General features: G+C 71.4%; 26 protein-coding genes. 17 read left to right on the top strand and 9 right to left on the bottom strand.

The window, feature by feature from the left end; translation table 11 throughout:
• Positions 1–68: 68 nt before the first annotated feature.
• From gap to WMF45_RS40230, 16 genes are all read left to right on the top strand, one after another.
• Positions 69–1,094 (top strand): type I glyceraldehyde-3-phosphate dehydrogenase, encoded by a 1,026-nt coding sequence (gene gap, locus WMF45_RS40305; RefSeq protein ID WP_272102749.1) that lies wholly within the window; start codon positions 69–71, stop codon positions 1,092–1,094.
• Between the two features lie 4 nt (positions 1,095–1,098).
• On the top strand, positions 1,099–2,334 hold the full coding sequence (locus WMF45_RS40300; protein ID WP_437711365.1) for a phosphoglycerate kinase: 1,236 nt from the start codon (positions 1,099–1,101) through the stop codon (positions 2,332–2,334).
• Between the two features lie 5 nt (positions 2,335–2,339).
• Entirely contained in the window at positions 2,340–3,173 is an 834-nt protein-coding gene (gene tpiA, locus WMF45_RS40295; protein ID WP_437540035.1) for a triose-phosphate isomerase, read from the top strand.
• A 106-nt stretch (positions 3,174–3,279) separates the two neighbouring features.
• Positions 3,280–3,552: a preprotein translocase subunit SecG gene (gene secG / locus WMF45_RS40290; RefSeq protein ID WP_437711363.1), complete on the top strand. Its 273-nt coding sequence runs from the start codon at positions 3,280–3,282 to the stop codon at positions 3,550–3,552.
• A 69-nt stretch (positions 3,553–3,621) separates the two neighbouring features.
• A complete protein-coding gene (locus WMF45_RS40285) occupies positions 3,622–5,223 on the top strand; it encodes a hypothetical protein (protein ID WP_437711361.1) in 1,602 nt (533 codons plus the stop codon).
• Entirely contained in the window at positions 5,220–5,894 is a 675-nt protein-coding gene (locus WMF45_RS40280) for an acyltransferase (RefSeq protein WP_437711359.1), read from the top strand. The genes WMF45_RS40285 and WMF45_RS40280 overlap by 4 nt, the downstream gene beginning before the upstream one ends.
• A complete protein-coding gene (locus tag WMF45_RS40275) occupies positions 5,891–7,009 on the top strand; it encodes a DegT/DnrJ/EryC1/StrS family aminotransferase (protein WP_437711357.1) in 1,119 nt (372 codons plus the stop codon). Before WMF45_RS40280 ends, WMF45_RS40275 begins: the two co-directional genes overlap by 4 nt.
• A complete protein-coding gene (locus tag WMF45_RS40270; RefSeq protein WP_437711355.1) occupies positions 7,006–7,647 on the top strand; it encodes a hypothetical protein in 642 nt (213 codons plus the stop codon). Before WMF45_RS40275 ends, WMF45_RS40270 begins: the two co-directional genes overlap by 4 nt.
• Positions 7,602–8,303, top strand: coding sequence for a hypothetical protein (locus tag WMF45_RS40265; protein WP_437711353.1), 702 nt, complete (start codon positions 7,602–7,604; stop codon positions 8,301–8,303). The genes WMF45_RS40270 and WMF45_RS40265 overlap by 46 nt, the downstream gene beginning before the upstream one ends.
• Complete coding sequence (locus tag WMF45_RS40260; RefSeq protein ID WP_437711351.1) at positions 8,245–8,802, top strand: hypothetical protein; 558 nt, start codon at positions 8,245–8,247, stop codon at positions 8,800–8,802. The genes WMF45_RS40265 and WMF45_RS40260 overlap by 59 nt, the downstream gene beginning before the upstream one ends.
• Positions 8,803–8,807: 5 nt before the next feature.
• Positions 8,808–9,584 carry a formyl transferase gene (locus WMF45_RS40255; RefSeq protein ID WP_437711349.1) on the top strand — a complete coding sequence of 259 codons (777 nt, stop codon included), beginning with the start codon at positions 8,808–8,810 and terminating at the stop codon, positions 9,582–9,584.
• Positions 9,585–9,744: 160 nt separating this feature from the next.
• Positions 9,745–10,695 carry a LysR family transcriptional regulator gene (locus WMF45_RS40250; RefSeq protein WP_437711347.1) on the top strand — a complete coding sequence of 317 codons (951 nt, stop codon included), beginning with the start codon at positions 9,745–9,747 and terminating at the stop codon, positions 10,693–10,695.
• A gap of 97 nt (positions 10,696–10,792) precedes the next feature.
• The gene (gene ychF, locus WMF45_RS40245; RefSeq protein WP_437711345.1) at positions 10,793–11,884 is read left to right on the top strand and encodes a redox-regulated ATPase YchF; all 1,092 of its coding nucleotides are present in this window, start codon (positions 10,793–10,795) and stop codon (positions 11,882–11,884) included.
• A 178-nt stretch (positions 11,885–12,062) separates the two neighbouring features.
• A complete protein-coding gene (locus tag WMF45_RS40240) occupies positions 12,063–12,467 on the top strand; it encodes a hypothetical protein (protein ID WP_437711343.1) in 405 nt (134 codons plus the stop codon).
• 152 nt (positions 12,468–12,619) lie between these two features.
• Positions 12,620–13,258 carry a hypothetical protein gene (locus tag WMF45_RS40235; protein ID WP_437711341.1) on the top strand — a complete coding sequence of 213 codons (639 nt, stop codon included), beginning with the start codon at positions 12,620–12,622 and terminating at the stop codon, positions 13,256–13,258.
• The gene (locus WMF45_RS40230) at positions 13,255–13,881 is read left to right on the top strand and encodes a hypothetical protein (protein WP_437711339.1); all 627 of its coding nucleotides are present in this window, start codon (positions 13,255–13,257) and stop codon (positions 13,879–13,881) included. Before WMF45_RS40235 ends, WMF45_RS40230 begins: the two co-directional genes overlap by 4 nt.
• Positions 13,882–13,942: 61 nt before the next feature.
• Here the strand turns inward: WMF45_RS40230 and WMF45_RS40225 are convergent, their stop codons facing one another.
• Complete coding sequence (locus WMF45_RS40225; protein WP_437711337.1) at positions 13,943–14,203, bottom strand: DUF4142 domain-containing protein; 261 nt, start codon at positions 14,201–14,203, stop codon at positions 13,943–13,945.
• On the opposite strand from WMF45_RS40225, the gene WMF45_RS40220 reads away from it, so the two are divergent.
• Positions 14,184–14,459 (top strand): hypothetical protein, encoded by a 276-nt coding sequence (locus tag WMF45_RS40220; RefSeq protein ID WP_437545253.1) that lies wholly within the window; start codon positions 14,184–14,186, stop codon positions 14,457–14,459. The two genes, WMF45_RS40225 and WMF45_RS40220, sit on opposite strands and share 20 nt — an antisense overlap.
• A 90-nt stretch (positions 14,460–14,549) precedes the next feature.
• On the opposite strand, the gene WMF45_RS40215 is transcribed toward WMF45_RS40220, so the two are convergent.
• From WMF45_RS40215 to WMF45_RS40180, 8 genes are all read right to left on the bottom strand, one after another.
• Entirely contained in the window at positions 14,550–14,906 is a 357-nt protein-coding gene (locus WMF45_RS40215) for a 2Fe-2S iron-sulfur cluster-binding protein (protein ID WP_437295123.1), read from the bottom strand.
• The gene (gene hscA / locus WMF45_RS40210) at positions 14,906–16,912 is read right to left on the bottom strand and encodes a Fe-S protein assembly chaperone HscA (RefSeq protein WP_437711335.1); all 2,007 of its coding nucleotides are present in this window, start codon (positions 16,910–16,912) and stop codon (positions 14,906–14,908) included. Before hscA ends, WMF45_RS40215 begins: the two co-directional genes overlap by 1 nt.
• Positions 16,909–17,445 carry a Fe-S protein assembly co-chaperone HscB gene (gene hscB, locus WMF45_RS40205; RefSeq protein ID WP_437711333.1) on the bottom strand — a complete coding sequence of 179 codons (537 nt, stop codon included), beginning with the start codon at positions 17,443–17,445 and terminating at the stop codon, positions 16,909–16,911. Before hscB ends, hscA begins: the two co-directional genes overlap by 4 nt.
• Positions 17,446–17,499: 54 nt before the next feature.
• Positions 17,500–17,976 carry a HesB/IscA family protein gene (locus WMF45_RS40200; RefSeq protein WP_437711331.1) on the bottom strand — a complete coding sequence of 159 codons (477 nt, stop codon included), beginning with the start codon at positions 17,974–17,976 and terminating at the stop codon, positions 17,500–17,502.
• Positions 17,977–18,049: 73 nt separating this feature from the next.
• Positions 18,050–18,490, bottom strand: a complete 441-nt coding sequence (iscU, locus tag WMF45_RS40195) for a Fe-S cluster assembly scaffold IscU (RefSeq protein WP_437711329.1) — start codon at positions 18,488–18,490, stop codon at positions 18,050–18,052.
• 82 nt (positions 18,491–18,572) lie between these two features.
• Positions 18,573–19,790 (bottom strand): IscS subfamily cysteine desulfurase, encoded by a 1,218-nt coding sequence (locus WMF45_RS40190; RefSeq protein WP_437719628.1) that lies wholly within the window; start codon positions 19,788–19,790, stop codon positions 18,573–18,575.
• A gap of 18 nt (positions 19,791–19,808) precedes the next feature.
• Positions 19,809–20,423, bottom strand: a complete 615-nt coding sequence (locus WMF45_RS40185) for a MerR family transcriptional regulator (protein ID WP_437711327.1) — start codon at positions 20,421–20,423, stop codon at positions 19,809–19,811.
• A 1,128-nt stretch (positions 20,424–21,551) separates the two neighbouring features.
• Complete coding sequence (locus WMF45_RS40180; RefSeq protein ID WP_437711325.1) at positions 21,552–23,489, bottom strand: hypothetical protein; 1,938 nt, start codon at positions 23,487–23,489, stop codon at positions 21,552–21,554.
• Positions 23,490–23,534: the final 45 nt, after the last annotated feature.

The following is a 23,534-nucleotide window of genomic DNA, read 5'->3' as shown; positions in this document are numbered from 1 at the left end:
AGGCTTTGCTTGACCGTCGCGCGCGAGGTGACTACGACTCGCGCCGGCCACTTTCCCAGGAGTTCGCGATGGCGACGAAGATCGCAATTAACGGTTTTGGGCGCATCGGACGCTGCATTGTCCGCGCGCTTTATGAGCGCGGCGTGAAGGATATCGAGCTGGTCGCCATCAACGACCTGACGGATCCGGCGACGCTCGCCCACCTCTTCCAGTACGACTCGATCCACCGCGAGTTCAAGGCGGCGAAGGTCGGTCACGGCGACAAGCACATCAGCATCGGCGATCGGAAGATCGAGGTCCTCGCGCTGAAGGATCCGGCCGAGCTGCCGTGGAAGAGCCTCGGCGTCGACATCGTCCTCGAGTGCACGGGCCTCTTCACCGACAAGGCGAAGGCCGCCGGCCACATCAACGCGGGCGCCAAGCGCGTGATCATCAGCGCGCCGGCCAAGGGCCACGACCTCACGGTCGTGATGGGCGTGAACGACGAGCTCTACGACGCGCAGAAGCACACGGTCATCTCGTGCGGCTCCTGCACGACGAACTGCCTCGCCCCCATCGCCAAGGTGATGCTCGACAACTTCGGCATCGTCCGCGGCCTGATGACGACGGTCCACTCGTACACGAACGACCAGCACCTGCTCGACATCCCGCACCGCAAGGGCGACCTGCGCCGCGCGCGCGCCGCCGCGGTCAACATGATCCCCTCGAGCACCGGCGCCGCGAAGGCGCTGTCCGAGGTCATCCCGGCGCTCAAGGGCAAGTTCGACGGGCTCGCGATCCGCGTCCCCACGGTCGACGTCTCGCTCGTGGACCTCACCCTCGAGACCGAGAAGCCGATCACGAAGGAGAGCATCCACGCCGCGATGAAGCAGGCCGCCGAGCAGGGGCCGATGAAGGACGTCCTCAACTACACCGATCGGGAGCTCGTCTCGGGCGACTTCATCGGCTCGCCCGCGTCCAGCACCTTCGACTCGACCATGACGTCGGTCCTCGGCGATCGCTTCGCGAAGATCTTCTCCTGGTACGACAACGAGTGGGGCTTCTCGAACCGCATGATCGACCTCGCGCAGCTCGTGGCGAGGAAGGGCGTCTAGCTCCGTGAAGCTCACCGGAATCCGCTCCGTCGAAGACCTCGCCGCCGCAGGGGACGCCGCCGGCCTCAGCGGCAAGCGCGTCTTCATCCGCGTCGACTTCAACGTCCCGCTCGACAAGAAGACGGGCAAGATCACGGACGACTCGCGCATCCGCGAGGCGATCCCGACGATCAAGCTCGTCATGGAGGCGGGCGCGAAGGTGATCCTCGCGTCGCACCTCGGCCGCCCGAAGCCGGGCAAGACCGAGGGGCTCTCGCTGGAGCCGTGCGGGGGGCGGCTCAGTGAGCTCACGGGCTACGAGGTCCACCTGCCGGACGACTGTGTCGGCGACTCGCCCAAGAAGGTCATCTACGACCTCCGGGCGGGCCAGATCTGCCTCCTCGAGAACCTCCGCTTCCACGAGGAGGAGGAGAAGGACGACGAGGGGTTCGCGCGCCAGCTCGCCGAGCTCTGCGACGTCTACGTCGACGACGCCTTCGGCGCCGTGCACCGCGCCCACGCGTCGGTGCACGCGCTGCCGCGCCTCATGCGCGAGCGCGCCGCCGGCCTCCTCCTCCAGAAGGAGCTCAAGGCGCTGACCCGGCTCGTCGATCGCCCGGAGAAGCCTTACGTCGCCGTCCTCGGCGGCGCCAAGGTCTCTGACAAGATCGACGTCGTCGAGGCGCTCCTCAACGTGGTCGACACCCTGTGCATCGGCGGCGCGATGGCGAACACCTTCCTCGCCGCGCAGGGCAAGAACCTGCAGAAGAGCCGGATCGAGGAGGACAAGCTCCCGCTGGCGCGCACGATCATGAGCAAGGCGCGCGATCGGGGCATCCAGCTCCTCCTGCCCGTCGACGCCGTCGTCGCCTCGAGCATCGACGCGACGCAGGGCTCGCCCGCGTCCGTCGACGCGATCCCCGAGGGCACGATGGCGCTCGACATCGGCCCCCGCTCGATCGAGCAGTTCGGCCAGGCGATCGAGCGGGCGAAGACGGTGTTCTGGAACGGCCCGATGGGCCTCTTCGAGACGCCGGCCTTCTCCAAGGGCACGTTCGACGTCGCGCGCATCATGAGCGGCGCCTCCGGCTTCACGGTGGTCGGCGGCGGCGACAGCGCGGCGGCGGTCAAGCAGGCCGGCGAGCACATCGCCAAGGGCTTCGATCACATCTCGACCGGCGGCGGCGCTTCGCTCGAGCTCATCGAGGGCAAGCGTCTCCCGGGCGTCGAGGCGCTCCGGTCGGCCGAGGTGAGCGAGTGAAGCCCGTGAACGATGGGGGCACGTCCGCGGAGGCGGGCGCCGCCTCGCGGGCGGCCTCGCGTCGTCCGCTCATCGCCGGCAACTGGAAGATGAACGCCGGGGGCCAGGACGCATGTCCTCTCTCGGCGGCCGTCGCCAAGGCGACGCGCGAGCTCACGCGGGCCGAGGTGGTGGTCGCTCCGCCGTTCACGGCGATCGCCGCCGTGGCCCACGAGCTCGCGGAGGCGAAGAGCGAGGTCGGCATCGCCGCGCAGAACATGAGCGCCGAGGTCTCCGGGGCGTTCACCGGCGAGGTCTCCTCGGGCATGCTCAAGGACGCGGGCGCGACCTGGGTGATCCTCGGGCACAGCGAGCGGCGGCAGCTGTTCGCCGAGACCGACGAGTCGGTCGCCCGGAAGGTCGCCTCGGCGATGGCCGCCGAGCTGCGCCCCATCGTCTGCGTCGGCGAGACGCTCGAGCAGCGCGAGGCGGGTGAGACGCTCGCCGTGGTCGAGCGGCAGGTCCGCGCCGTCCTCGACGAGCTCGCGAAGCAGCCCGGCTTCGGCGTCATCGCCTACGAGCCGGTCTGGGCGATCGGGACGGGCAAGGTCGCGCGCGCCGAGGACGCCCAGGAGGTGCACGCGTTCATCCGTGGCCTGCTCGCGAAGGCCTCGGAGGACCTCGCGGGCGTCACGCGCATCCTCTACGGCGGCAGCGTCAAGGCCGACAACGCCGAGGCGCTGCTCGCCCAGGACGATATCGACGGCGCGCTGGTGGGAGGGGCTTCGCTCGACGCCGCTGGCTTCGCCAAGATCGTCGACGCTGCTCACCGACTGGCGGAGCGCGCGGAACAGGGGTAGATCGCAGGCCGCTCCCGTCTCGCCACGGGAGCGCCGGCCTGCCCCCTGGCCCACTTGCCCCTTGGGCCCCTCGCGCGGTCCAGACTCACCCAGCTGAAAGACGCCGATGCTTCACACGTTCCTCAACATCGTGCACGTGTTCGTCTGTCTGTTCCTGATCCTCGTCGTGCTCCTCCAGCAGGGCCGCGGGGGCGGGATGGGCTCGGCCATGGGCGGCGCGACGGCGCAGGTGTTCGGCGGCCGCGGCGCTGGCAACTTCATGACCCGCCTCACGGCCGTCTGCGCCGCCGTCTTCATGGCGACGAGCGTGTCGCTCGCCTACCTCTCGTCGGCAGGCGACCGCGAGCTGCGCGAGTTCGAGAAATCCCAGGAAAAGTAGGCTCGCGTGCTAGGGCCCGCCCCCGCGCCGGGGAGGGAAGCGGGTAGGGCGCTCGACGCGAGGCCGTCCGTGGAGGCGGCATCGGCCGTCTCCGTCCCTTTCGCGCGCGACCTTGCCCTCGTCGCCCTCGCCAAGGCGATCGTCTCCGCCCTGGTCCTCGCGCTCGGCTTCCGGGCGGTGAGCGATGACGACTTCGCGCGCGTGGTCCTCGCGCAGGCGTGGGCCCACGCGCCCCGGCTCGACCCGACGGGGACGAGCTGGCTGCCCGTCCCTTTCTGGCTCAACGGCGCGCTCTTCTGCGTTCTTGGGCGCGTCTTCGCGCCGACCCTCGAGGTCGCCCGCGCCATCGCCTTCGCCCTCGGCCTCGCTTCGGCCGCGCTCGTCCACCTCTCCGCCCGCTGGATCACGGGTGATCGCCGCGCCGCGCTCGCCGGCGCGCTGCTCGCCGGCGCCTTCCCCTGGAGCGCGTGCCTCGGCGTGGCGACGGTCCCCGAGCTGCCGACCGCCGCCCTCTCGCTGTTCGCGGTGGCGTCGCTCGTCACGCCGCCGGTCGGGCCTGCGCCTCCGGCCGGGCGCGCCCTCTTTGGCGCGGTCGCGCTCGTGCTCGCGACGCTCTCCCGCTACGAACCCTGGTCCGTCGCCGTCGCCTTCGCGGCGATGGCGCTGCTCGCCGCCGCCCGCCTCGGCCAGGGCCGCGGCGCGCAGGCGAAGCTCGCGCTCGCCGCGCTCGTCGCGCTCGCCGGGCCCGCCGCGTGGATCGCGTGGAACCGCGTCGCTCACGGCGACGCGCTGTATTTCCTGGCCCGCGTCGCCTCCTACCGCAACGCGATCGGCCCGGGCGGCGACGGCTCGCTGCTGCGGCTCTTCGCGTACCCTGCCGCGATGGTCCGCGAGGAGCCGGAGCTCTTCGTGTGGCCCGTCGCCATCGCCCTCGTCGCATGGCGCGCCCGCCGCGGCGCTGCGCCGGGGGCGGCCCGGCCGCTTCCACCGCTCCTTCGCGCGGCCCGTCCGTACGCGCTCCCCGGCGCCGTCGCCGCCTTCCAGCTCGCGGCGCTCTCGCTCGCCCTCGTGCGCGACGGCGCGCCCACCCACCACCCCGAGCGAGCGACCCTCCTCGCGCTGCTCTTGCTCGCCCTCGCCGTCGGAGATCTCTCGGCGCGCGCCTTCCTGGGCGCATCGGCCGGCGTGCGGCGCGCCCTCGGCGGCGCGCTGCTGGCGGTGCTCGCCCTCGGCGCCTTCTTCCGCCCGCACCTGCGCCGCGAGCACTTCAATCCGCGGAGGGACGAGGTCGCCATCGGCCGCGTCGCCGCGGAGCTCACGCCTCCTTCCGCGCCGCTCCTCCTCGAGGTCGCCGACTATGGCCACCTCGCGGCGCTCGCCGCCCTGGGGCGTCCCGAGGGGGTGTACCCCGATCGCTCGATCGATCCCCGTGATCCGCCTGTCCGCTCGAGCTTCGAGGACCCCGCCTCGCTCGCGCGCCGCGCCGCCGGCCTGGGCGCCGCTTACCTCATCGGGCGCGTCAGGCCGCCCGTCATCGATTTCGCCGGACCGCCGCTCGCGACGCGCGGCGCCTGGGGGATCTGGCCGGTGCCTCCGGCAGGCGGCGCGCTGGGGGCCTTGCCGGAGGGTGGCTCCAGGGGCCCTGCGCACCCCGCGGACAGGGCGCCATGAGCGAGCCCGCAAAGCCCTTCTTCGCGCACCCGTCTGCGTGCATCGACGAGCCCTGCGACATCGGCGAGGGGACGAAGGTGTGGCACTTCTGCCATGTCTCGGCCGGGGCGCGGATCGGCCGCGCCTGCGTCCTCGGCCAGAACGTCTTCGTCGCCGGCACCGCCGTCATCGGCGATGGCGTCCGGATCCAGAACAACGTGTCTCTTTATGACGGCACGCTGGTCGAGGACGACGTGTTCCTCGGCCCGTCCGCGGTGCTCACCAACGTCGTCAACCCGCGCGCCCCGATCGACCGACGCGCGTTCCTCGACACGACGCGCATCCGTCGCGGCGCCACCGTGGGCGCCAATGCCACCATCGTCTGCGGCGTCACGATAGGGCGCCATGCGTTCGTCGGCGCCGGCGCGGTCGTCACGCGCGACGTGCCCGACTATGCGCTCGTCACCGGCGTGCCGGCCCGGCGTACCGGCTGGATGAGCCGCCACGGTCACAAGCTCGTCGCCTCGCGCGACGGCCTCCTGCGCTGCCCCGAGAGCGGCTTTCGCTACGAGCGTCACGGCGACATCGTCTGTTGCCTCGACCTCGACGAGGACGCGCCGCTCGCCCGGCCCCGCGCCGCGGCCACGCGCCATTACCGCGATCCCCTCTCCCCGGAGGACACCGACGGATGACCGCGCCTGTTCCCTTCTTCGATCGAGCCCGCGGCGATCTCGCCATGCAGGACGAGCTCTCCGCCGTGTTCCAGTCGGTCCTCCGGAGCGGCCACTACATCCTCGGTCCGGAGGTCGAGGCCTTCGAGTCGGAGTGCGCCGCGTACCTCGGCGTCCGGCACGCGATCGGCGTCTCTTCCGGCACCGACGCGCTGCTCGTCGCGCTGATGGCGCTCGGCGTGGGCGTGGGCGACGAGGTCGTGTGCCCCGCCTACACGTTCTTCGCGACCGCGGGCGCCATCCATCGCACCGGCGCCACGCCGGTCTTCGCGGACGTGCTCCCCGGCTCGTTGAACCTCGACCCCGCCTCCACGGCGCGCGCCCTGACGGAGCGCACCCGGGCGATCCTCGCCGTCCACCTCTTCGGCGGCTGCGCGCCCATGGACGAGCTCCTCGCGATCGCGGGCGGCCGCGGCCTGCCGGTCATCGAGGACGCGGCCCAGGCGTTCGGCGCCGAGCGCGGCGGCCGCCGCGCGGGGGCGCTCGGGCTCATGGGGTGCTTCTCGTTCTTCCCGACGAAGAACCTCGGCGGTTTCGGCGATGGCGGGCTCGTGACCACCGATCACGACGAGCTCGCGGAGCGCCTCCGGACGCTCAGGGCGCAGGGCGCTCGGAAGAAGCACCATCACACCTGCGTCGGCGGCAACTTCCGGCTCGACGCGCTCCAGGCGGCGCTCCTCCGGCGCAAGCTCCCGCGGCTCGGCGCGCTCCTCGAGCGGCGGCGCGAGCACGCCGCGCGGTATGCCGCGCTGCTCGGCGGGCGAGATCTGCCCCTCGCGCTGCCCGACGCCGGCGCTGCAGGGCACACGTTCAATCAGTATGTGATTCGCCTGAAGGATGCCTCTCTGCGCGATCCGCTGCGGCGCTCGCTCGCGGAGCAGGGCATCGGCACCGAGATCTATTATCCCGCGCCGCTCCACCTCCAGCCGTGCTTCGCGCGCCTTGGCCCGCCGGAGGGCTCACTTCCGGTCGCTGAGGCGGCGGCGCGCGACACGCTCGCGCTCCCCATCTTTCCCGAGCTCACAGGCGACGAGGTCGCCCGCGTGGCGGCCGCTATCTCCTCGTTCTTCGGTTGAGCCGGGCGCCTCGGCGCAGCGGCGTCAAGGCACCTCGGCTGCACCTCGCGTCGAGCGCGGCGCGCGTGCGCCATGGCGCCGGGCTCCGGCTTGCCGGCTCGCGCGAGCGGGTGCTAGCGTGCGCCGCGCTGACGATGTTGCCGGCTCGCGCCATCACCCCGACGCCTTCCAGCGATCACCTCGCGCTGGGAGTCTCGGTACGGGAGCGGGCTCCGGCGGTCTCGACCGTGCACCACATGGACGCCGACGGCACGGTCTGGGCGAACCATGGGCGCGTCGTGCTGCGCCGCGCCCGCGGCGTCGGCGCGTTTGAGCCGTTTTGCCGGTTTCCCGCGGCGATGCCGCGTGACGCCGTGGCGTTCCAGCGCCTGCTCGTCCGGGCGGCGCGCGCCGACAAGTGCAATGTGTACCGCACGTCCCGCGGAGTCGTCATCGGGGTTCGCGCGGGGACGATCTACCGGCTCGAGGAGGGCGCGATCCGGCGCCGCTGGGCGCGATCGATGGCGACTGCGTCCTGCACCGCGGGATCGCGGAGGACGCTCTCGGCGCCGCGTACCTCGGCGAGTACACGAGGAACGAGGGCCGTGGCCCGGTGCGCGTTCACCGGGTCGCCCCGGACGGCGACCGCGTCGATGTAGCCCACGAGTTCTCAGCGGGGTCGGTGCGGCATGTTCATGGCATCTTCGCCGAGCCGTTCGACGTCGGCGCGGCGTGGGTGACCACCGGTGATCTCGACGGCGAGTGCTACCTGTGGCGAACGCGCGACTGGTTCCGCACGATCGAGAGGTTCGGGGACGGCATGCAGCGCTGGCGCGCCGTGCAGCTGTTCTTCACCGCGGACCACGTGTGCTGGTTGACCGACTCCGAGGTGACGCAGAACCATGCATGCCGCGCCGATCGACGCACGCTCGCCCTCGAGGTGGGCTGTGCGATCCCCGCCTCGGCGTGGTACGGGGCCCAGCTCCCAGGTCCGGTGTTCATCGCGCTCACGGTCGTCGAGCGCGGCGCCGGGGTTCACCGCGACACGGCGGCCGTCCTCGCGAGCCGCGACGGGATCGCCTGGCGGGAGCTCGCCTGCTTCCGCGAGGATCGATGGAGTCCCTACTGGTTGTTCAAGAACGGTGTCCTCACGCTGCCGTCTGGGCATCTGCGTCAGGACGATCTCTGGTTGAGCGGAGAGGCGCTCGTGGGCCTGACGGGAGCAGCGTGCGTATCGCGATCGACGGAGGCTTGCCGTGACCCTGCGCGATCGCGTGCTGGCGGGTGTCCGCGCCGCCGCTGTGTGGCTCGATGATCCCGCCCGGGGCCGCGAGCGCCGGAGCCGCCTCGAGGCCGCGCTGCGACGGGCGGCGTCCGGGGTGACCCGCGCCGCGCCGGCGCGCGCCGAGGGCGCTCTCCGCCCGGCGCTGGAGCAGCGCCGGTGGCGCGCCGGCGCGTGCGCCGACATCGAGGCGGCGCTCGCCGCGGGCGACGCTCGGGGAGCCGAGGTGCTCGAGCGGCTGCTTCGTCATGTCGAGCTGCGTCGCGGCGACGCCCTGGCGGAGATCGAGCCGCCGCAGGATCGCGCAGGCGTCGCGCGTGAGCGCGCCGCGGTCTGCTCGCTGCTCGCGCGGCAGGCGCCGGCGCGCCGTGACTGGCGGCTGCTCAACGCTGCCCTCAAGCTCGTGGATCGGTTCGCGCCGGGGATGTCGCGGCGGGTCGGACCCGAGGTCGCCGCGGACTGGGCCGCGGCGCTCCGTGACGTCGAATCCGCCCTTGCGGCGCTGGAGGCGCAATGCGCATCGCGCTCCTAGCGCCCGTGCATACAAGCATGTACGCGCGGCTGCTCGCGTGGCGGCTCGGTCGCACCGACGGCATCGAGCTGACCGACGTCCTTCTGCGAGCGCCTTACCAGCTCGACCGGCTCCGCGACGAGCTTCGCCTCACCACGCCCGGCCGCGTGCTCGCCAAGGTCACCGGCAAGGTCCTGGTCGGCAGCCTCTCGTCCCCTCGCGAGGGGGAGCGATCGGTGCGGGACATCGCCGCCGAGGAGGGGCTCCCGGGGGCGTCCCTGCGAGACGTCGCTGCGGCGATCGGCGCGCGGTTCCACGTGGTCCAGAACCACAACGACGGCCGGTCGCTCGCCGCGCTCCGGGCCGTCGCGCCCGACCTGATCGTGTTCGCGGGCGGCGGCCTGCTTCGCGCCCCGCTGCTGGCGATTCCCAGGATCGGTGTCCTCAACGCCCATGCGGGCGTCTTGCCCAGGTACCGTGGCATGAACGTCGCGCTGTGGCCCTTCCTCGAGGACGGCCTGCCCGAGCTCGGGGTCACCGTGCACCTCATCGACACGGGCGTCGACACCGGGCCCGTCGTGCTGGTCGAGCGGTTCGCGCTCGAGCCCGGAGACGACCACCCGGCCGTGATGAGGCGCGTCGAGCGCGTCGGGCTCGAGCTCATGTGTCGCGCGGTGCGCGGCCTCCGCGACGGGACCTTGACGCCTGCCCCGCAGGCCGCCGACGCGGGGCGCCAGCATTTCGTGCTCCACCCTGCGATCGCGGCGATCGCGGCGCGGCGGCTCCGGGCGCTCGCCCGCTGATTACACCCCCGCATCGCACGCGCGCCGCCGGCTCCTCGGCTGCGAGATCTCCCCTCGCCGGGGCCCCGGGTCGATGGCCCAGCGCGCGCCTCATCCGGCGGCTCCTTCGTGCGGAGCTTCGCGCGCGGTGACTCTGCGCCCCGGAGCGTACAATCGACGCGTGAAGACGAGGATTCATGAGCTCGGTTCATCAATCGACCCGTCCGAGGCCGCGCACGCGCTGCGGCTCCTGGTCGCGATCGCGGATCTGCGCTCGTTCTCCGCGGCGGCCGCGCGGCTGGGTCTCACGCCCTCGGCGGTGAGCAAGGCCGTCTCCCGCGCCGAGGCTCGGCTCGGCGTGCAGCTCGTGCAGCGCACGACGCGCCGGGTCTCGCTGACCGATCTCGGCGAAGCGTACGTCGCGCGCGGCCGGCAGCTCCTCGCCGACGTCGAGTCGCTCGAGCGCGACATCGCCGCGCGCGACCAGGCGGTGCGCGGTCCGCTGCGCGTCGCGGCGCCCGCGGTCTATGGCGCGTGCCGCGTCGCCCCGCTCTGCGCGCGCTTCCAGGCCGAGCACCCGGGCGTCACCGTGGATCTCCGCTGCGGCGATCGGCTCGCCGATCTGGTCGAGGAGCGCATCGACGTCGCGGTGCGCATGCTCTCCGCGCTCCCGGCCGAGCTCGTCGCGCGGCCGCTCGAGGACGACCGGCGCGGGCTCTACGCGAGCCCGGGCTACCTCCGCCGCCACCGCGCGCCGCGCGGCGCGGCGGAGCTCGGATCTCACGCCGGGCTCCGCTACGGCGCGGGCGGCGCGTCGCACGTCGCGTTTCGCCTCGTCGAGCCCGGCGGCGCCGCGGCGACGGCGCGCTTGCCCGCGGTCTTCTCGAGCGACAGCGTCCTCGCCGTGCTCGAGGCGGCGCGCGCCGGCCTGGGTCTGGCCGAGCTGCCCGCGTACCTCGCCGCGCCCGACGTCGCCGCGGGCAGGCTGCGCGAGGTGCTCGCCGGGTGGCTCCCGGTGCGCCGCCAGGTCGTCGCGGTGTACCTCCCGTCGCGCTTCCTGCCCGCGCGGGTGCGCGCGTTCGTCGACCACCTCGCCGGCGCCCTCCGCGCGCCCGGCCGCGCGCGGCGCTGACGGCGGACGGCGGCGCGGGCAAACCGGGAATCTCGCTGGAACGGTGCTGCCCACGGGGCCGGGCCGCGCGACCCTGCCTGTGCTAGACGTGCGCGCCATGAGCGTCGAGGTTGGCATCGTCGGACTGCCCAACGTGGGCAAGAGCACCCTGTTCAACGCGCTGACGGCCGCCAAGGCCGAGGCGCAGAATTACCCCTTCTGCACGATCGAGCCCAACGTCGGCGCCGTCCCTGTCCCTGACGACCGGCTCACGACGCTCGCGAAGTTCATCAAGACCGAGAAGATCATCCCCGCCATGGTGCAGGTGGTCGACATCGCCGGGCTCGTGCGCGGCGCGAGCACGGGCGAGGGGCTCGGGAACAAATTCCTGAGCCATATCCGCGAGGTAGACGCCATCCTCCACGTCGTCCGCTGCTTCACGCTCGCGGACGTCGTGCACGTCGACGGTGGGGTCGACCCGCTCCGCGACATCGACACGATCGAGACGGAGCTGATGCTGGCCGACCTCGGCTCCCTCGAGGGGATGCTGGAGCGCACGCGGAAGCAGGCCAAGGGCGACAAGGAGCTCCTCCCCAAGATCGCGCTCATGGAAAAGTGCCTCGAGGCGCTCCAGGCCGGCAAGCCCGTCCGCGGGCTCTCCTTCGACGACGAGCAGCGGAAGGTCGTGAAGACGTTCGGCCTGATCACGGCGAAGAAGGTGCTCTACGTGGCGAACGTCGACGAGTCCGACGTCTCCGGCACGGGCCCGCTCGCGGCGAAGGTGCGCGAGCGCGCCGCCTCCGAGGGCAGCGGCGTCGTGCCTGTCTGCAGCAAGCTCGAGGCGGAGCTGAACGAGCTCGCGCCCGACGAGCGCAAGGAGATGCTCGAGAGCCTCGGCATGAAGGAGCCGGCGCTCTCGACGCTCGCGCGCGAGGCCTACCGGCTGCTCGGCCTCCAGAGCTACTTCACCGCCGGTCCCAAGGAGATCCGCGCCTGGACGATCCCGATCGGCTGCACGGCGCCGCAGGCCGCGGGGGTCATCCACACCGATTTCGAGAAGGGCTTCATCCGGGCGGAGGTCTACAAGGTGGACGACCTCGTCGAGCACAGGACCGAGGCCGCCATCCGCGCCGCAGGCAAGCTGCGCGTCGAGGGCAAGACGTACGTCTTCCAGGACGCCGACGTCGCGCACTTCCTCTTCAACGTCTGACCGTCCGTCCCACGAGCGCGCTCGCCGCCGTCGCTCCCCCCGAGCGCGCCCGGTGCGCCCCTGCTTCGCGGGCAGCGCGGCACCGCTGTTGCTCCTCCGGCGTTCGCGCAGGCGCGGTGTGCCGGCCACGACCGCCGGCGCTCCGCGGACCTCGCGCTTCTCGGACGGAGGCAGGACGGTGCCCAGGGCGAGCGTCGGCGCGTGGTGTGTGCTGGTTCTCCTCTCCTCGTGGGGGAGCGCCGCGGCGGGCTGCGTCGCGGCTGCCACCGACGTCCCGCCCGAGGAGGCGGGCGACCCGGACCGGGGCGGCGGCGCGCCGCGCGTGCCTCTTCCGCCCGCGCCGTGCGATTTGCCGCGCGGGTTCTCGGAGGGCGCGCCGCCCCGCTTTCCAGCGGTGCCCGCGCCGGCCATCGGCCACAGGCCATCTGCGGAGCCCGGCGACGACGTCTTCGGCCGCTTCCTGCGATCCACCGTCGTCTTCTGTGGTTCCGACGAAGAGCCGTATTTCCTTCACTATCGCTTCTACCTCACGGGCCCGTTCTCGGGCCGCTGGCTGCGCCCGCCGCTGGTCCACCCGCTCTGACCGCGCGTCACTGCCCAGCCCGCCTGGCGGCCGGGGCGATCGCTGTTCGTCGCCGTTCTCCGCCCGATGGCCGCGCCGCCCCGTCCGGTTTTTTGACCCCCTGGATCCGCTCGGCTACCTCCTGCGCCTTCACGAGACGAAAGGACGATCATTTGGGCGCACTCAAAGGATCCATCTCATTCTCGAAGTTCTATGTCCGCGGGGAGCTCACCGAGGGGTTCCGCGACAGGTTCGTCGAGCGAATCCAGCTCCGCGCGTTCCGGCCGCTCACGGTCGAAGAGGACGCGGAGCAGCGCGCCGGGTGGTGCTCCATCGAGAATCCGCTCGATTGCGAGCTCGACCACGGCAAGATCTTCTTCAACTCGTACATCAACCTCGGGCTCAGGACCGATCGCTGGCAGGTGCCCTCGGCGCTCTTCAAGGCGCATTTCGCCGAGGCGGAGCGGGAGCACCTCGCGAAGCGCGGGCGCGAGAAGCTCGGGCGGCGCGAGAAGGAGGAGCTCCGGGCCGTCGTGTCGAGGAAGCTCCGCGCGCAGCTCATGCCGGTGATGAAGGTCGTGGATCTGTCCTGGAACCTGGAGGCCGGCGTCGTCCGGTTCTGGAACCAGTCGCCGCGCGCGCACGAGGGGCTCTCGGAGCTCTTCGAAGAGACCTTCGAGCTCGATCTCGTGCCGGAGAGCCCGTACACGGCCGCCCGTGAGCTCGGCTTGACGGCAGAGCAGCAGGCCGCCTTCGAGCGGCTCAAGCCCACGGTCTTCCACGCTGAATCGACCCTTGGAGGTGCCCTGTGAGCCTCGCTGAGCTGATCGAGCAGCGCCGGTTCGTCGGCCGCGAATTCCTTGTCTGGCTCTGGTTCGAGAGCGAGCTCTTCGAGGGCCGCTTCTCCCTGGACGCCCTCGGCGTCTGCGAGCTCTGGCTCGAGGGGCAGATCACGCTCGTCCAGGAGAAGGAGCAGAGCCGGCTCAAGGGCGCCGCGCCGAGCAGCGCCCCCGAGGCCCACGAGGCGCTGCGCCAGGGCAAGCTCCCGTCGCACGCGCGCGTCCGCGTCACGCGCGGAGAGCTCGAGTATGCCTTCCTGTTCAACGCCGACGCGTTCTCGCTCTCGGGCGTGAAGATCCCGAGCGTCGTCAAGGACGCCGCGGACGAGCAGTTCTACGAGCGCATGTACCTCATCGAGGAGCTCGAGACGCTCTTCACCGCGCTCTACAGCGAGTTCCTCGCGCTCCGCCTCGGCGCCGCCTGGGAGTCCGGGGTGGCGCCGTTCATCCGCACCTGGGTCCGGGGCGAGCCCGTCGACACGGCCGCGTATCAGAAGCTCCGGGGCAAGCTCGCGCCCGTCCGCGGCGCGGCGAGGTCGAGGACGACCCCGCCGCCAGCGGAGAGGCCCGAGCGCGCGGCGCGCGTGGTCGCCTGAGCGCGCCGGCCGCCGTGCGCCGGCCACGCCGCCCAGGGCGGGCGCGCTCGCGCCGCCCTGTCTACTTCACCTTGTCATAGACCTGCCTCGCCGTCGCGAGGTGCTCCCGGAGCAGCGGCGGCCCCGTGGCGGCGAAGCGCTTCACGTCGGCGTCCTTCGCCTCCTCCGCGGCTTCCTCGAGCTCCTCGACGTCGTCCTCGTGGTCGCGAGCAGGGGCGAGCAGGGGATCGCCTTCGGCTGGAAGGGCGAAAGGCTCCCGAGAACTGGGCCCCGGCCGATCGCTCCATCTACGGTTGGCGCCTGTGGTCGGCGAGTTCTTCAAGCGCCTCACGAACGGCGTCGTCTTCCTCCTCGCCGCCCTGACCTTCTTCCTCGTCCCCATCGGCAGGAAGACGGCCGCGCAGCACCTCGTCGCGATCGTCTCGACGCCGCCGGCCAGGGAGGCCGCCTCGGCCTTCGCCCACATCGCTCGGCGCATCGCCACCGAGGCGAGCACCGAGCTGGACAAGCTCCGCCGCCCGCCGCCTGCGCAGCGCGAGCCGAAGCCGGCGACCGCGAAGGTCAGGCCGCCGCCCTAGCCGTCCCTGCCGTCGTTGCGTGCTGCTCGCGCTGGTCGGCCCGCGCGGGGCGGCGCGCGCTGCTCGCGCTGATCGGCCCGCGCCGGGGGCTCAGCCCTTGCGCGGATCCTTCACGTTCGGGTGCTCGTTGTAGAAAGCGTCGAGGCTCTCGCGGGAGATCTCCGCCTCGATATCGCCGTCTTTCAAGATCTTCGCCTGACAGCCGAGGCGGCTCGTCGACCGGACGTCGAAGGCCTTGTCGAGGATGTCCTCCTCGTCCTCCTCGGCCTCGCTGAGGAGCTCGCGCCCCTTCGTGACGTAGACGTGGCAGGTGGAGCACGCGCAGACGCCGCCGCACGCGTCGCCCTCGGGCGCGCCCACGGACTTCGACGCCTGGAGGACGGACGAGCCCACCGGGGCCTCGACCTCCCACGCGCGTCCGTGCGCAAGAAATCGGACCTTGGCCATCAGCTCCTCCTCGCCTCGACGCCGGCCTTCGCCGCGCTGGCGCCGCCCGCCTCGACCTGCGCGTGGCTCGCGTCGTCCCCGCCGTGCTCGGCCAGGTGCGCGTCCACGCCCTTCGCCGCGGCGACCTTCGCCTCGACGTCCTCGACCTGCTTGCCCGCGATCGCCCTGGCCACGGCGCGGTCCATCCGCCGCCCCGCCCACCCGTGCGTCGCCTCGTCGAGCGCCTCCGTGCGCGCGAGGATCAGCCCCGGCTTGTCGCCGCGGATCGCCGCGTCGAGGCCCTTCAGCGCGCCCTCGATCGCCTCGCGCTCGCCGGGCTCGAGAAGATCGGCGTCCGCGGAGAGCGCCTTGCGCGTCGCCATCGCCACGCGCTCGCCCTCGACCCGCGCCTCGACGAGCCGGCGCTTGAGCAGGTCCTCCTCGCCGTGGTCCAGCGCCGCGAGGAGCATGTCCTCGACCTCCTCGTCGGTCAGCCCGTAGCTCGGCTTGACCTCGACCTTCTGCTCGACCCCCGTCGTCTGCTCGCGCGCGGTCACGCCGAGCAGGCCGTCGGCGTCCACGCGGAACGTCACCTCGAGCCGCGCCATGCCCGCCGGCATCGGCGGGATCCCCTTCAGCACGAAGCGCGCGAGCGAACGGCAGTCGGCGGCGAGCTCCCGCTCGCCCTGCACGATGTGCAGATCGAACCCCGTCTGGTTGTCCGCGTACGTCGTGAAGGTCTGCCGCGCCCCCGCCGGGATCGTCGTGTTCCTCGGCAGGATCTTCTCGGCGACGCCGCCCATCGTCTCGATGCCGAGCGACAGCGGCAGCACGTCGAGCAGGAGCACCTCGTCCGCGCGATCCATCGAGCCGGCCAGGATGTCGGCCTGGATGGCCGCGCCCAGCGCGACGACCTCCTCCGGATCGATGTCCTTGAGCGGCTCCTTGCCGAAGAGGCGCGCCACGTAGTCGCGCACGTGGGGCACGCGCGTCGCGCCGCCCACGAGGATCACGCCGTCGAGGTCCGCGGCCTGGACGCCCGCGTCGCGGAGCGCGCGGCGGCACGCGACGCCCGTGCGCTCCAGGAGCGGCGTGATGAGCGCGTTCAGCTCGTCGCGGGTCACGGTGACCAGCTTCGACGCCGGGCCGCCGGTCGCCTCGGCCGCCTGCACGGGCAGCTCGATCTCGATCTGCGTCGCGTCCGTCAGCGCGTGCTTGATGCTGCGGGCGGTGTCGAGCGCGAGCCGCACCACCTCGGGCGTGCGCCGCGTCGCGCCCATCTCCTCGAGCAGCCGCTCCGCGAGCGCCCTGTCCATGTCGTCGCCGCCGAGCGAGCTGTCGCCCCCCGTGGACTTCACCTGGAAGACCCCGTTGTCGAGCAGCAGGACGGTGACGTCGAACGTCCCGCCGCCGAGGTCGTACACGGCGAACAGGCCGTTCTGCTGCTTGTCGAGCCCGTACGCGAGCGCCGCGGCGGTCGGCTCGTTGAGCAGGCGCAGCACCTCCAGCCCGGCCAGCCGGCCGGCGTCCTTGGTCGCCTGCCGCTGGGCGTCGTCGAAGTACGCCGGCACCGTGATCACCGCGCCGCCCACGGAGCGGAGCTCGCGCTCCGCCGAGGTGCGGAGCTCCCTCAAGATCTCCGCCGACACCTCGACGGGCGTCACGACCGCGTCACGCACCTTGAAGCGCACGCTCTTCGCGTCCTCGGGGCCCTTCGGCTCCGCGAACTCGTACGGCCCGAGCCGCCGCGTCTCCGGATCGTCCGCGCCGCGGCCCATGAAGCGCTTCACGCTGACGATGGTCTCGCGGGGGTGGCTCTGCGCGAGCCGCCGCGCGCTGTCGCCCACGACCGCGCGGCCGCGCTCGTCGTAGTGCACGACCGACGGCACAAGCCGCTCTCCATTGCAGTCGTCGATGACCACCGGGCGGCCGTCGCGCACGCGGGCGACGAGCGAGTTCGTCGTCCCGAGATCGATGCCGATCGGGCTGGGCCTTGCCTTGGGGTCGAAAATTTCGAGGAGGGTCATTTCAAATCTGCGAGCTCTTCTTCGATGGCGCTCACTTCTTCGAGGAACCGCCGGATGTAGCGGAGCTCGCTGAGCAAGGCGAGCACGCCCTGCAGCTTCTCCGGATCATTCCCTGCGGCGGCGAAGGCGCCCTGGATCGCCGTGAGGGTCGCCTGCTCGCGCGCGAGCATCGCCTCGCCGAGCCGCGCGATCCGCGCGGGATCGCGCCCCTTCGCCGCCTCGGCGAGCTCTTCGCGCGACTCCATCATCTCCATGAGCAGGGCGGGGGAGGCCTTCTGCTCGCCCTCCTCGCCCCGCGCGACCCCGGCGCGCTGGAGCAGCGCCTCGGCCCGGCGGATCGGATCCCTGAGGACGCGCAGGGCGTCGTTCGCCTCGATCGCGCGGCCGAGCGCGAGCCGGCGCTCTGCCGCGGGGGCGCCCGCGTAGCGATCGGGGTGGAGCGCGCGGGAGAGATCGCGGTGGCGCTGCTCCAGCGCGCGCAGGTCGAGGTCGAACCGCGGCTCGACGCCCAGGGTATCGAAGGGATCGGTCATGGCGTGCTCTGGGGGAGGCGCCTTGGGGACGGGGCGGGCGCTCCCTGCGGCGGCTCAGGCCACCGTGAACGAGTGCCCGCAGCCGCAGCGCGTCGCCTCGTGCGGGTTCTTGAACTTGAAGCCCTGGTACATGAGCGTCTTCTCCCAGTCGAGCACCGAGCCGCCCAGGTAGAGGATGCTCTTCTTGTCGCAGAAGACGCGCACGGTCGCCTTGTCCGGCTCGGCGAACTCGAGGACGAGGTCGCCGGACCGGGGCGGCTTGTCATCGAACTCGATGACGTAGGAGAACCCGGAGCAGCCGCCGCCGCGGATCCCGACCCGGATGGCGCCTTCGGGCGTGCCGCGCTTGGCGAGCTGCGCCCGGACCGCCTGCACCGCGGCGTCGCTCACCGAGAGCGTCCGCTTCGGCTTTGCCTCCGCCTCGCCCGAGGCCCCGTCGCTGCGCGCAGGCGCGCCGTCCGCGGTCGTGGTGGGCGCGGCGTGCGGCCCGGTGTCCGTCGGCTTGGTCGTGGTCTGCTCACTGCTCTGCATGCGTCGTTCCTTCTCCGGTTCCGGTTCCGGTCCCGGTGCTGTGGGCCGCCTCCGCCCCGAAGCCCCGGCGCTGTTACTCCGCGCTCGCCGTCGCGGCGGGGACCGAAGACGCCGTGCCCGCGAGCTCCTTCTTCGCCTGCTGCTTGGCGCGGAAATCGGCGATGGCGCTCTTGATGGCGTCCTCGGCGAGGACCGAGCAATGGATCTTCACCGGAGGCAGGTGGAGCTCCTCGGCGATCATGCTGTTCTTGATCGTCTCGGCCTCGTCGATCGTCTTGCCCTTCAGCCACTCGGTGGCGAGCGACGACGACGCGATGGCCGACCCGCAGCCGAACGTCTTGAACTTCGCGTCCTCGATGACGCCGCCCTCGCCGACCTTGATCTGCAAGCGCATGACGTCGCCGCAGGCCGGAGCGCCGACGAGCCCGGTGCCGACGTGCTCGTCATTCTTGTCGAGCGTGCCGACGTTGTGGGGGTTCTCGTAGTGCTCGATGACCTTATCGCTGTATGCCATGGCTCTCTCCTCGACCGTTTCCTTTCGTCTCGAAACCTTGCTCTGTGGGGCCGGCGGCGCCCGCGCCGCTCGTGCTCGCTCGTCAGTGCGCCGCCCACTGCACGGTGTTCAGGTCGATCCCCTCTTTGTGCATCTCGTAGAGGGGCGACATGTCACGCAGCTTGTTCACCTTCCGGATCACGAGGTCAGCCACGTAGTCGACCTCCTCCTCGGTGGTGAAGCGCCCGAGCCCGAACCGGATGGACGAGTGGGCGAGGTCGTCGCCGATGCCCATCGCGTGGAGGACGTAGGAGGGCTCCAGGCTGGCGCTCGTGCACGCCGAGCCGCTCGAGACCGCCACGTCCTTGATCGCCATCATCATGGCCTCGCCCTCGACGAAGCTGAACGACACGTTGAGGTTGCCCGGCAGCCGCCGATCGGGCGAGCCGTTCAGCTGGATGGCGTCGAGCTCCTTCCAGAGCCGGTTCCTCAGCCGCTCGCGCAGCGACAGGATGCGCGCCGACTCCGCCTCGCCCTCCTCCATGAGGATCTCGGCTGCCCGGGCGAACCCGACGATGCCGGGCACGTTGAGCGTGCCGGACCGCATGCCGAACTCGTGGCCGCCGCCGTCCATCTGCGCGGTGATGCGGACGCGCGGCTTCGACCTGCGCACGTACAGGAAGCCGATGCCCTTCGGGCCGTAGATCTTGTGGGCCGTCACCGACGCGAGGTCGACCCCCATCTGCTCGACGTTGAACGGGACCTTCCCGACCCCCTGCACCGCGTCGGAGTGGAGGAGGATCCCCTTCGATTTCGTGATCTTTCCGATCTCGGCGATGGGCTGGACCGTGCCGACCTCGTTGTTGGCCAGCATGATCGAGACAAGGATCGTCTTGTCGGTGATCGCCCGGGCGACGTCGTCCGGGTCGACCATCCCGTACTTGTCGACCTTGAGGTAGGTGACCTCGTAGCCCTGCTTCTCGAGCCGCTTGCAGGTGTCGAGCACCGCCTTGTGCTCGATGACGCTCGTGATGATGTGGTTGCCCTTGTCCTTGTAGAACTCGGCGACCCCCTTGATGGCGATGTTGTCGCTCTCGGTCGCGCCGGAGGTGAAGACGATCTCCTTCGGATTCGAGGCGCCGATGAACCTGGCGAGCGTCTCGCGAGCGTGGCCGACCGCCTCCTCGGCCGTCCAGCCGAAGACGTGGCTCCGGCTCGCGGCGTTGCCGAATTTGCCGTTGAAATACGGCAGCATCGCGTCGAGGACACGCTGATCGACGGGCGTCGTCGCGTGGTAGTCCATGTAGATCGGAAGCTGGATAGCCATGATGTTTCTCGCTCAGCGGTGATTCGAGCCGTGGCGGCAATGCCCATTGCCGCGGATCCCGGCGACGAGCTCGGGCTCAGCCGTGCTCTTGTCGTGGAGGTTACAGTTCGTGCAGGCGGCGACGAGCTCTGCCGGGTCGCACGCCTCGCAGGTGTCGAGGTAGGCGAGGCTCGCCACGAGCTCGTGCTCGAGGGTCTTGAGGTGCGCGACCTGCTCCCGCACCTCTTCGAGCTTCTGCTGGTAGACGTGGCGGATCTGCGCCATCGCGCCGGGGGCCGAGGGGGACGACTCCCAGGTCGAGACGATCTGCTGGATCTGGCTCAGCGACAGGCCGAGGTCGTGCAGCTTGCCGATCCACCGGACGCGGGTCAGGGCCGCCTGATCGTAGAGCCGGTAGCGCCCCTTGGAGCGGGCGTGCGGCGTGAGCAGCCCCACCTCCTCGTAGTGGTGGATCGCCCGCACGGTTTTCCCGGTTGCCTTGGCGATGTCCCCCACCTGAAAGAGGCGCTCCTCGTCCTCGGCGTCCCCGAGAGCCCCCATCAGGTCGTCCGTTCTGGACGTGCTGGACGTGACGGGCCCCGCGATGCTTTGCTCGTGGGCCAGCGGAAGGTGGTGGCGGGTGGTCATCGGGTGGTCACGGCCCGTCGCGCTCGGAGCCGTGCTCGGTTGAAACCATGACCCTTACGTACGCGTGAGGGTTGGGGACCTTGTAGGCCGGCGCGTCAAGACTGTCAACCGGGTCGTACGGGGGATCGCGTGACACAGCGGAAGGACGCGGAATCAGGCGGTCCTTGATATGCTGGAGGAGCACGCTTTGGACGCTGCACGCTGCGAAGTGCGTGCGCGCAGCGGCTGCTCGGGGACGCGAGGGCGCGTCCGGCAGCGCCTGCTGCGCCGCGTTGATCCGGGCTGGTGGCCTACACTGGCTGCCGATTGTTCCGCGTCGGGCCGGCCTCAGCAGCCGGGCCGCAGGGCCGCGCAGCCATCGCAGCGCTCGCATCGCCCGGCTGGCAAGCTAGCTCTGCTTTTCCTGGACCGCTCGCTCGACGCCTCGATGGTGCCGGCGTCGATGACGGCGTCCGGGCGTCGATGACGCCGGCCCTCCGATGAGGACGTTGGCCCTCCGAATCCGCGCGCGCTCCGCGCGATCGCGCCGTGTCCGGACGCTCTTCGTCTGCGCGCAAGGCTGTCAACCGGGTTGTACGGAGGTCTGCGTAACGGACCCGGAGGTTGATGACAGGTTCGAAGGAGGCGAATGTACGACGCTTCCACGTTATGGAATAAAGCTGCTCCGCGCTCGTCCCCTTCTTCCAGTGCTCGCAGAAGAAGAGACGGCGGATCTTGGCCTCGGTCTGTCGATCGATCGTCATCGCGACCACTCCCACGTCAGCTGCCTCAGGTCACGGAAGTCACCTGGCAGCCGCAGGGCGCGTGCTGCACGACGGCGACGCCGGTGGCGAAGCCGCGCCGCCGCCATCGCTCACGGCGGCACGATCGGCCTCGCGACGCCGCGCCCGGTACGCGCGGCTGTGGTCGCGATGGTTGGCGCGACCCCACTCGCTGGGGATCTATCCGTATTCCGGTTATCGCCCGTGAGCTGGACCGATGTCCCTTGAGCCGAGCCGAGGTGGTTCGCGGCACAGGTGCGCGCTCTGCGGGCCTGCTCGCCGCGAGGGGGCCGCGGCGCGCTGAGGGATGCGTGAGGCGGGACCGCGCGGCGCTCTCGACGAGCCCGCGCGGCTCCCGCGCGGCGTGCTACGAGCACCGGCGGCCGCGCCGGCCGAGCGCGAGGCCCGCGAGCGCCATCACCAGCGCCGTGGCGCCCCCGCTCGATCCCGCCGTGCCGGTGCTGCAACCCAGGCCCGCCGGGATGCGTTCGCCCCGCGCGCCGAAGGCCGCGTCGTCCGCCCCGTCCTGCTCGCTCGGCACGATGGGCTCGTGGAGGGCGAGCTGCCGCGTCGTGAGATCGAGCGCCCCCAGCGCCTCCGCGTCGAGGGGCCCGCCGGCGCTCCGGTCGTGCGCATCGAGCCCTTCCGGAGCGGCGCGCAGCGCGGCGATCGGCGGCTCGCCGGCGTTGGCGGCCGACGCGCGCTCGACCTGGAACAGCGTGTTCCCGATGGAAAGCTGCAAGGTCCCGTCGATCCAGCGCGCGTGCCCGAGGTCCGAGCTGACCGCCTCGGGCGCGAGGCCCGGGCCGCCGATATAACGCTTCCTGCCGTTGAGGAACACGACTTCACCGCTGTCGCTGATGCCGTCGTGGCCGACATGCAGCTTCTGCTGATCGAAGGAGCTCGAGCTCGCGAAGTCGCTGATCTGGTGCGGCTCGCCGTCCGGGGTCCGCAACCAGACCTGATTGACGGCGCCGTCGCTCATCAGGAACCCGGTGTAGCCCGCGTGCAGCAGGAGCCCGCCGGAGCCTCCGGAGATCGAGTCGCCGAGGAACACCTCCTCTCCGGTCGCCGTGAAGAGATAACTCGAGCTCGTCGTCCCGTCCCACCACTCGCCGGCGACGTTCACGCCGTCGGAGATCGGCCGCTGCAATTGGCCGGGATGGTTCCCGATGCGGGCGGTCATGAGGTGACGAATCCAGGGCTCCTCGTAGGAGCTGTAATAGACTTCCCCCGACGGCGTGATGTCGGTCTGGAGCGGCGACGTGCTGCCCGGCCGGTTCCAGATCGGCGTGTTGACGCCGGTGGACAGCACGTGCACGTACCCCCTGTCGTCGTCTTCCCAGGTCCAGACGAGCTTGTCCCCGTTCACGGCGTCGAGCCGCCCGGACTGGACTATCCTGGTCCCCTGGCCGTCGACCCACGTGAAGATGCGGCCGCTCGACGACTGGATCACGGCCCCGGACGGCGTGAGCGCGCCGTACGTCGTGACGGTCCCCGCCGGATCCCGCAGGAGCGTCGAGAGCCACGTCACCTCTTGCGTGGCGCGGCTCATGACGCCGAGCGGCCCGAGGTGATGGAAGAACAGGATGCGTGTGGCGTCGAAATCGAGGATGGCGCCGGGAACGCTCTGGGCAGCGGTGAGCTTGCTGCTCGTCTCGACGTACATGGGCCCGACCTCCTCTTTCACCTCGGGGCCAGGGCTGGCGCTCCCTTGAAGCCCGGCGCGCGCGGAGACGGTGACGGTCACCACGTCCCCCTCAGAGAGGAGCGGCGTGGTGGGATCCTGACGCCAAGGGAAATACCAATAGAGCGCCAGCGGCGCCGGCGACTCGCCCGGCTCGCGGTGGGAGCAGCGCTGCCCCTTGGTTTCACCCATCACGGAGAGGGTCACGCAAACGTCGGTGCAGTCGTAAGGCGGAGTCGGCGTGCACCTCGCATCGAAGATCGGCGCGGGTCCGAGGACGCTGCTCGGCCTCGGCGTCGACAGCCAGGGCGTCGGCGGCGCGTACTTGTGCACGATCGTCTGCGCGGTCTCCTCGCCCCCCGACGGGTCGAATACGCTGACCGTCAGCGGGTGAGGCCCGTAGGCGACCTCGCTGATGTCGAACGTCCCTTCATAGGAGCCCGAGGCCGCCGGAGCGAGCTCGATCGCCATGCCTCCGTACTCTGCCGTCACGAGAGAGGGAGTGGCGTCCCCCTCTGGGATGACGTGTACGGTCAAGAGGTTTCCCTGGACGAACTGTCCGTCCGTCGCTTCGACGACGGAGATGGATATCGCGGCCTGTGCGGTCACGGCCGACATGGCCATTAGAGCGCCGATCGCCAACCCAAGAAGCGTGCGGTGGGT

The organism is Sorangium sp. So ce448 (assembly GCF_051520915.1).
Lineage (GTDB): Bacteria > Myxococcota_A > Polyangia > Polyangiales > Polyangiaceae > Sorangium > Sorangium cellulosum_B.
This window is presented reverse-complemented; position numbering and strand designations above follow the sequence as displayed.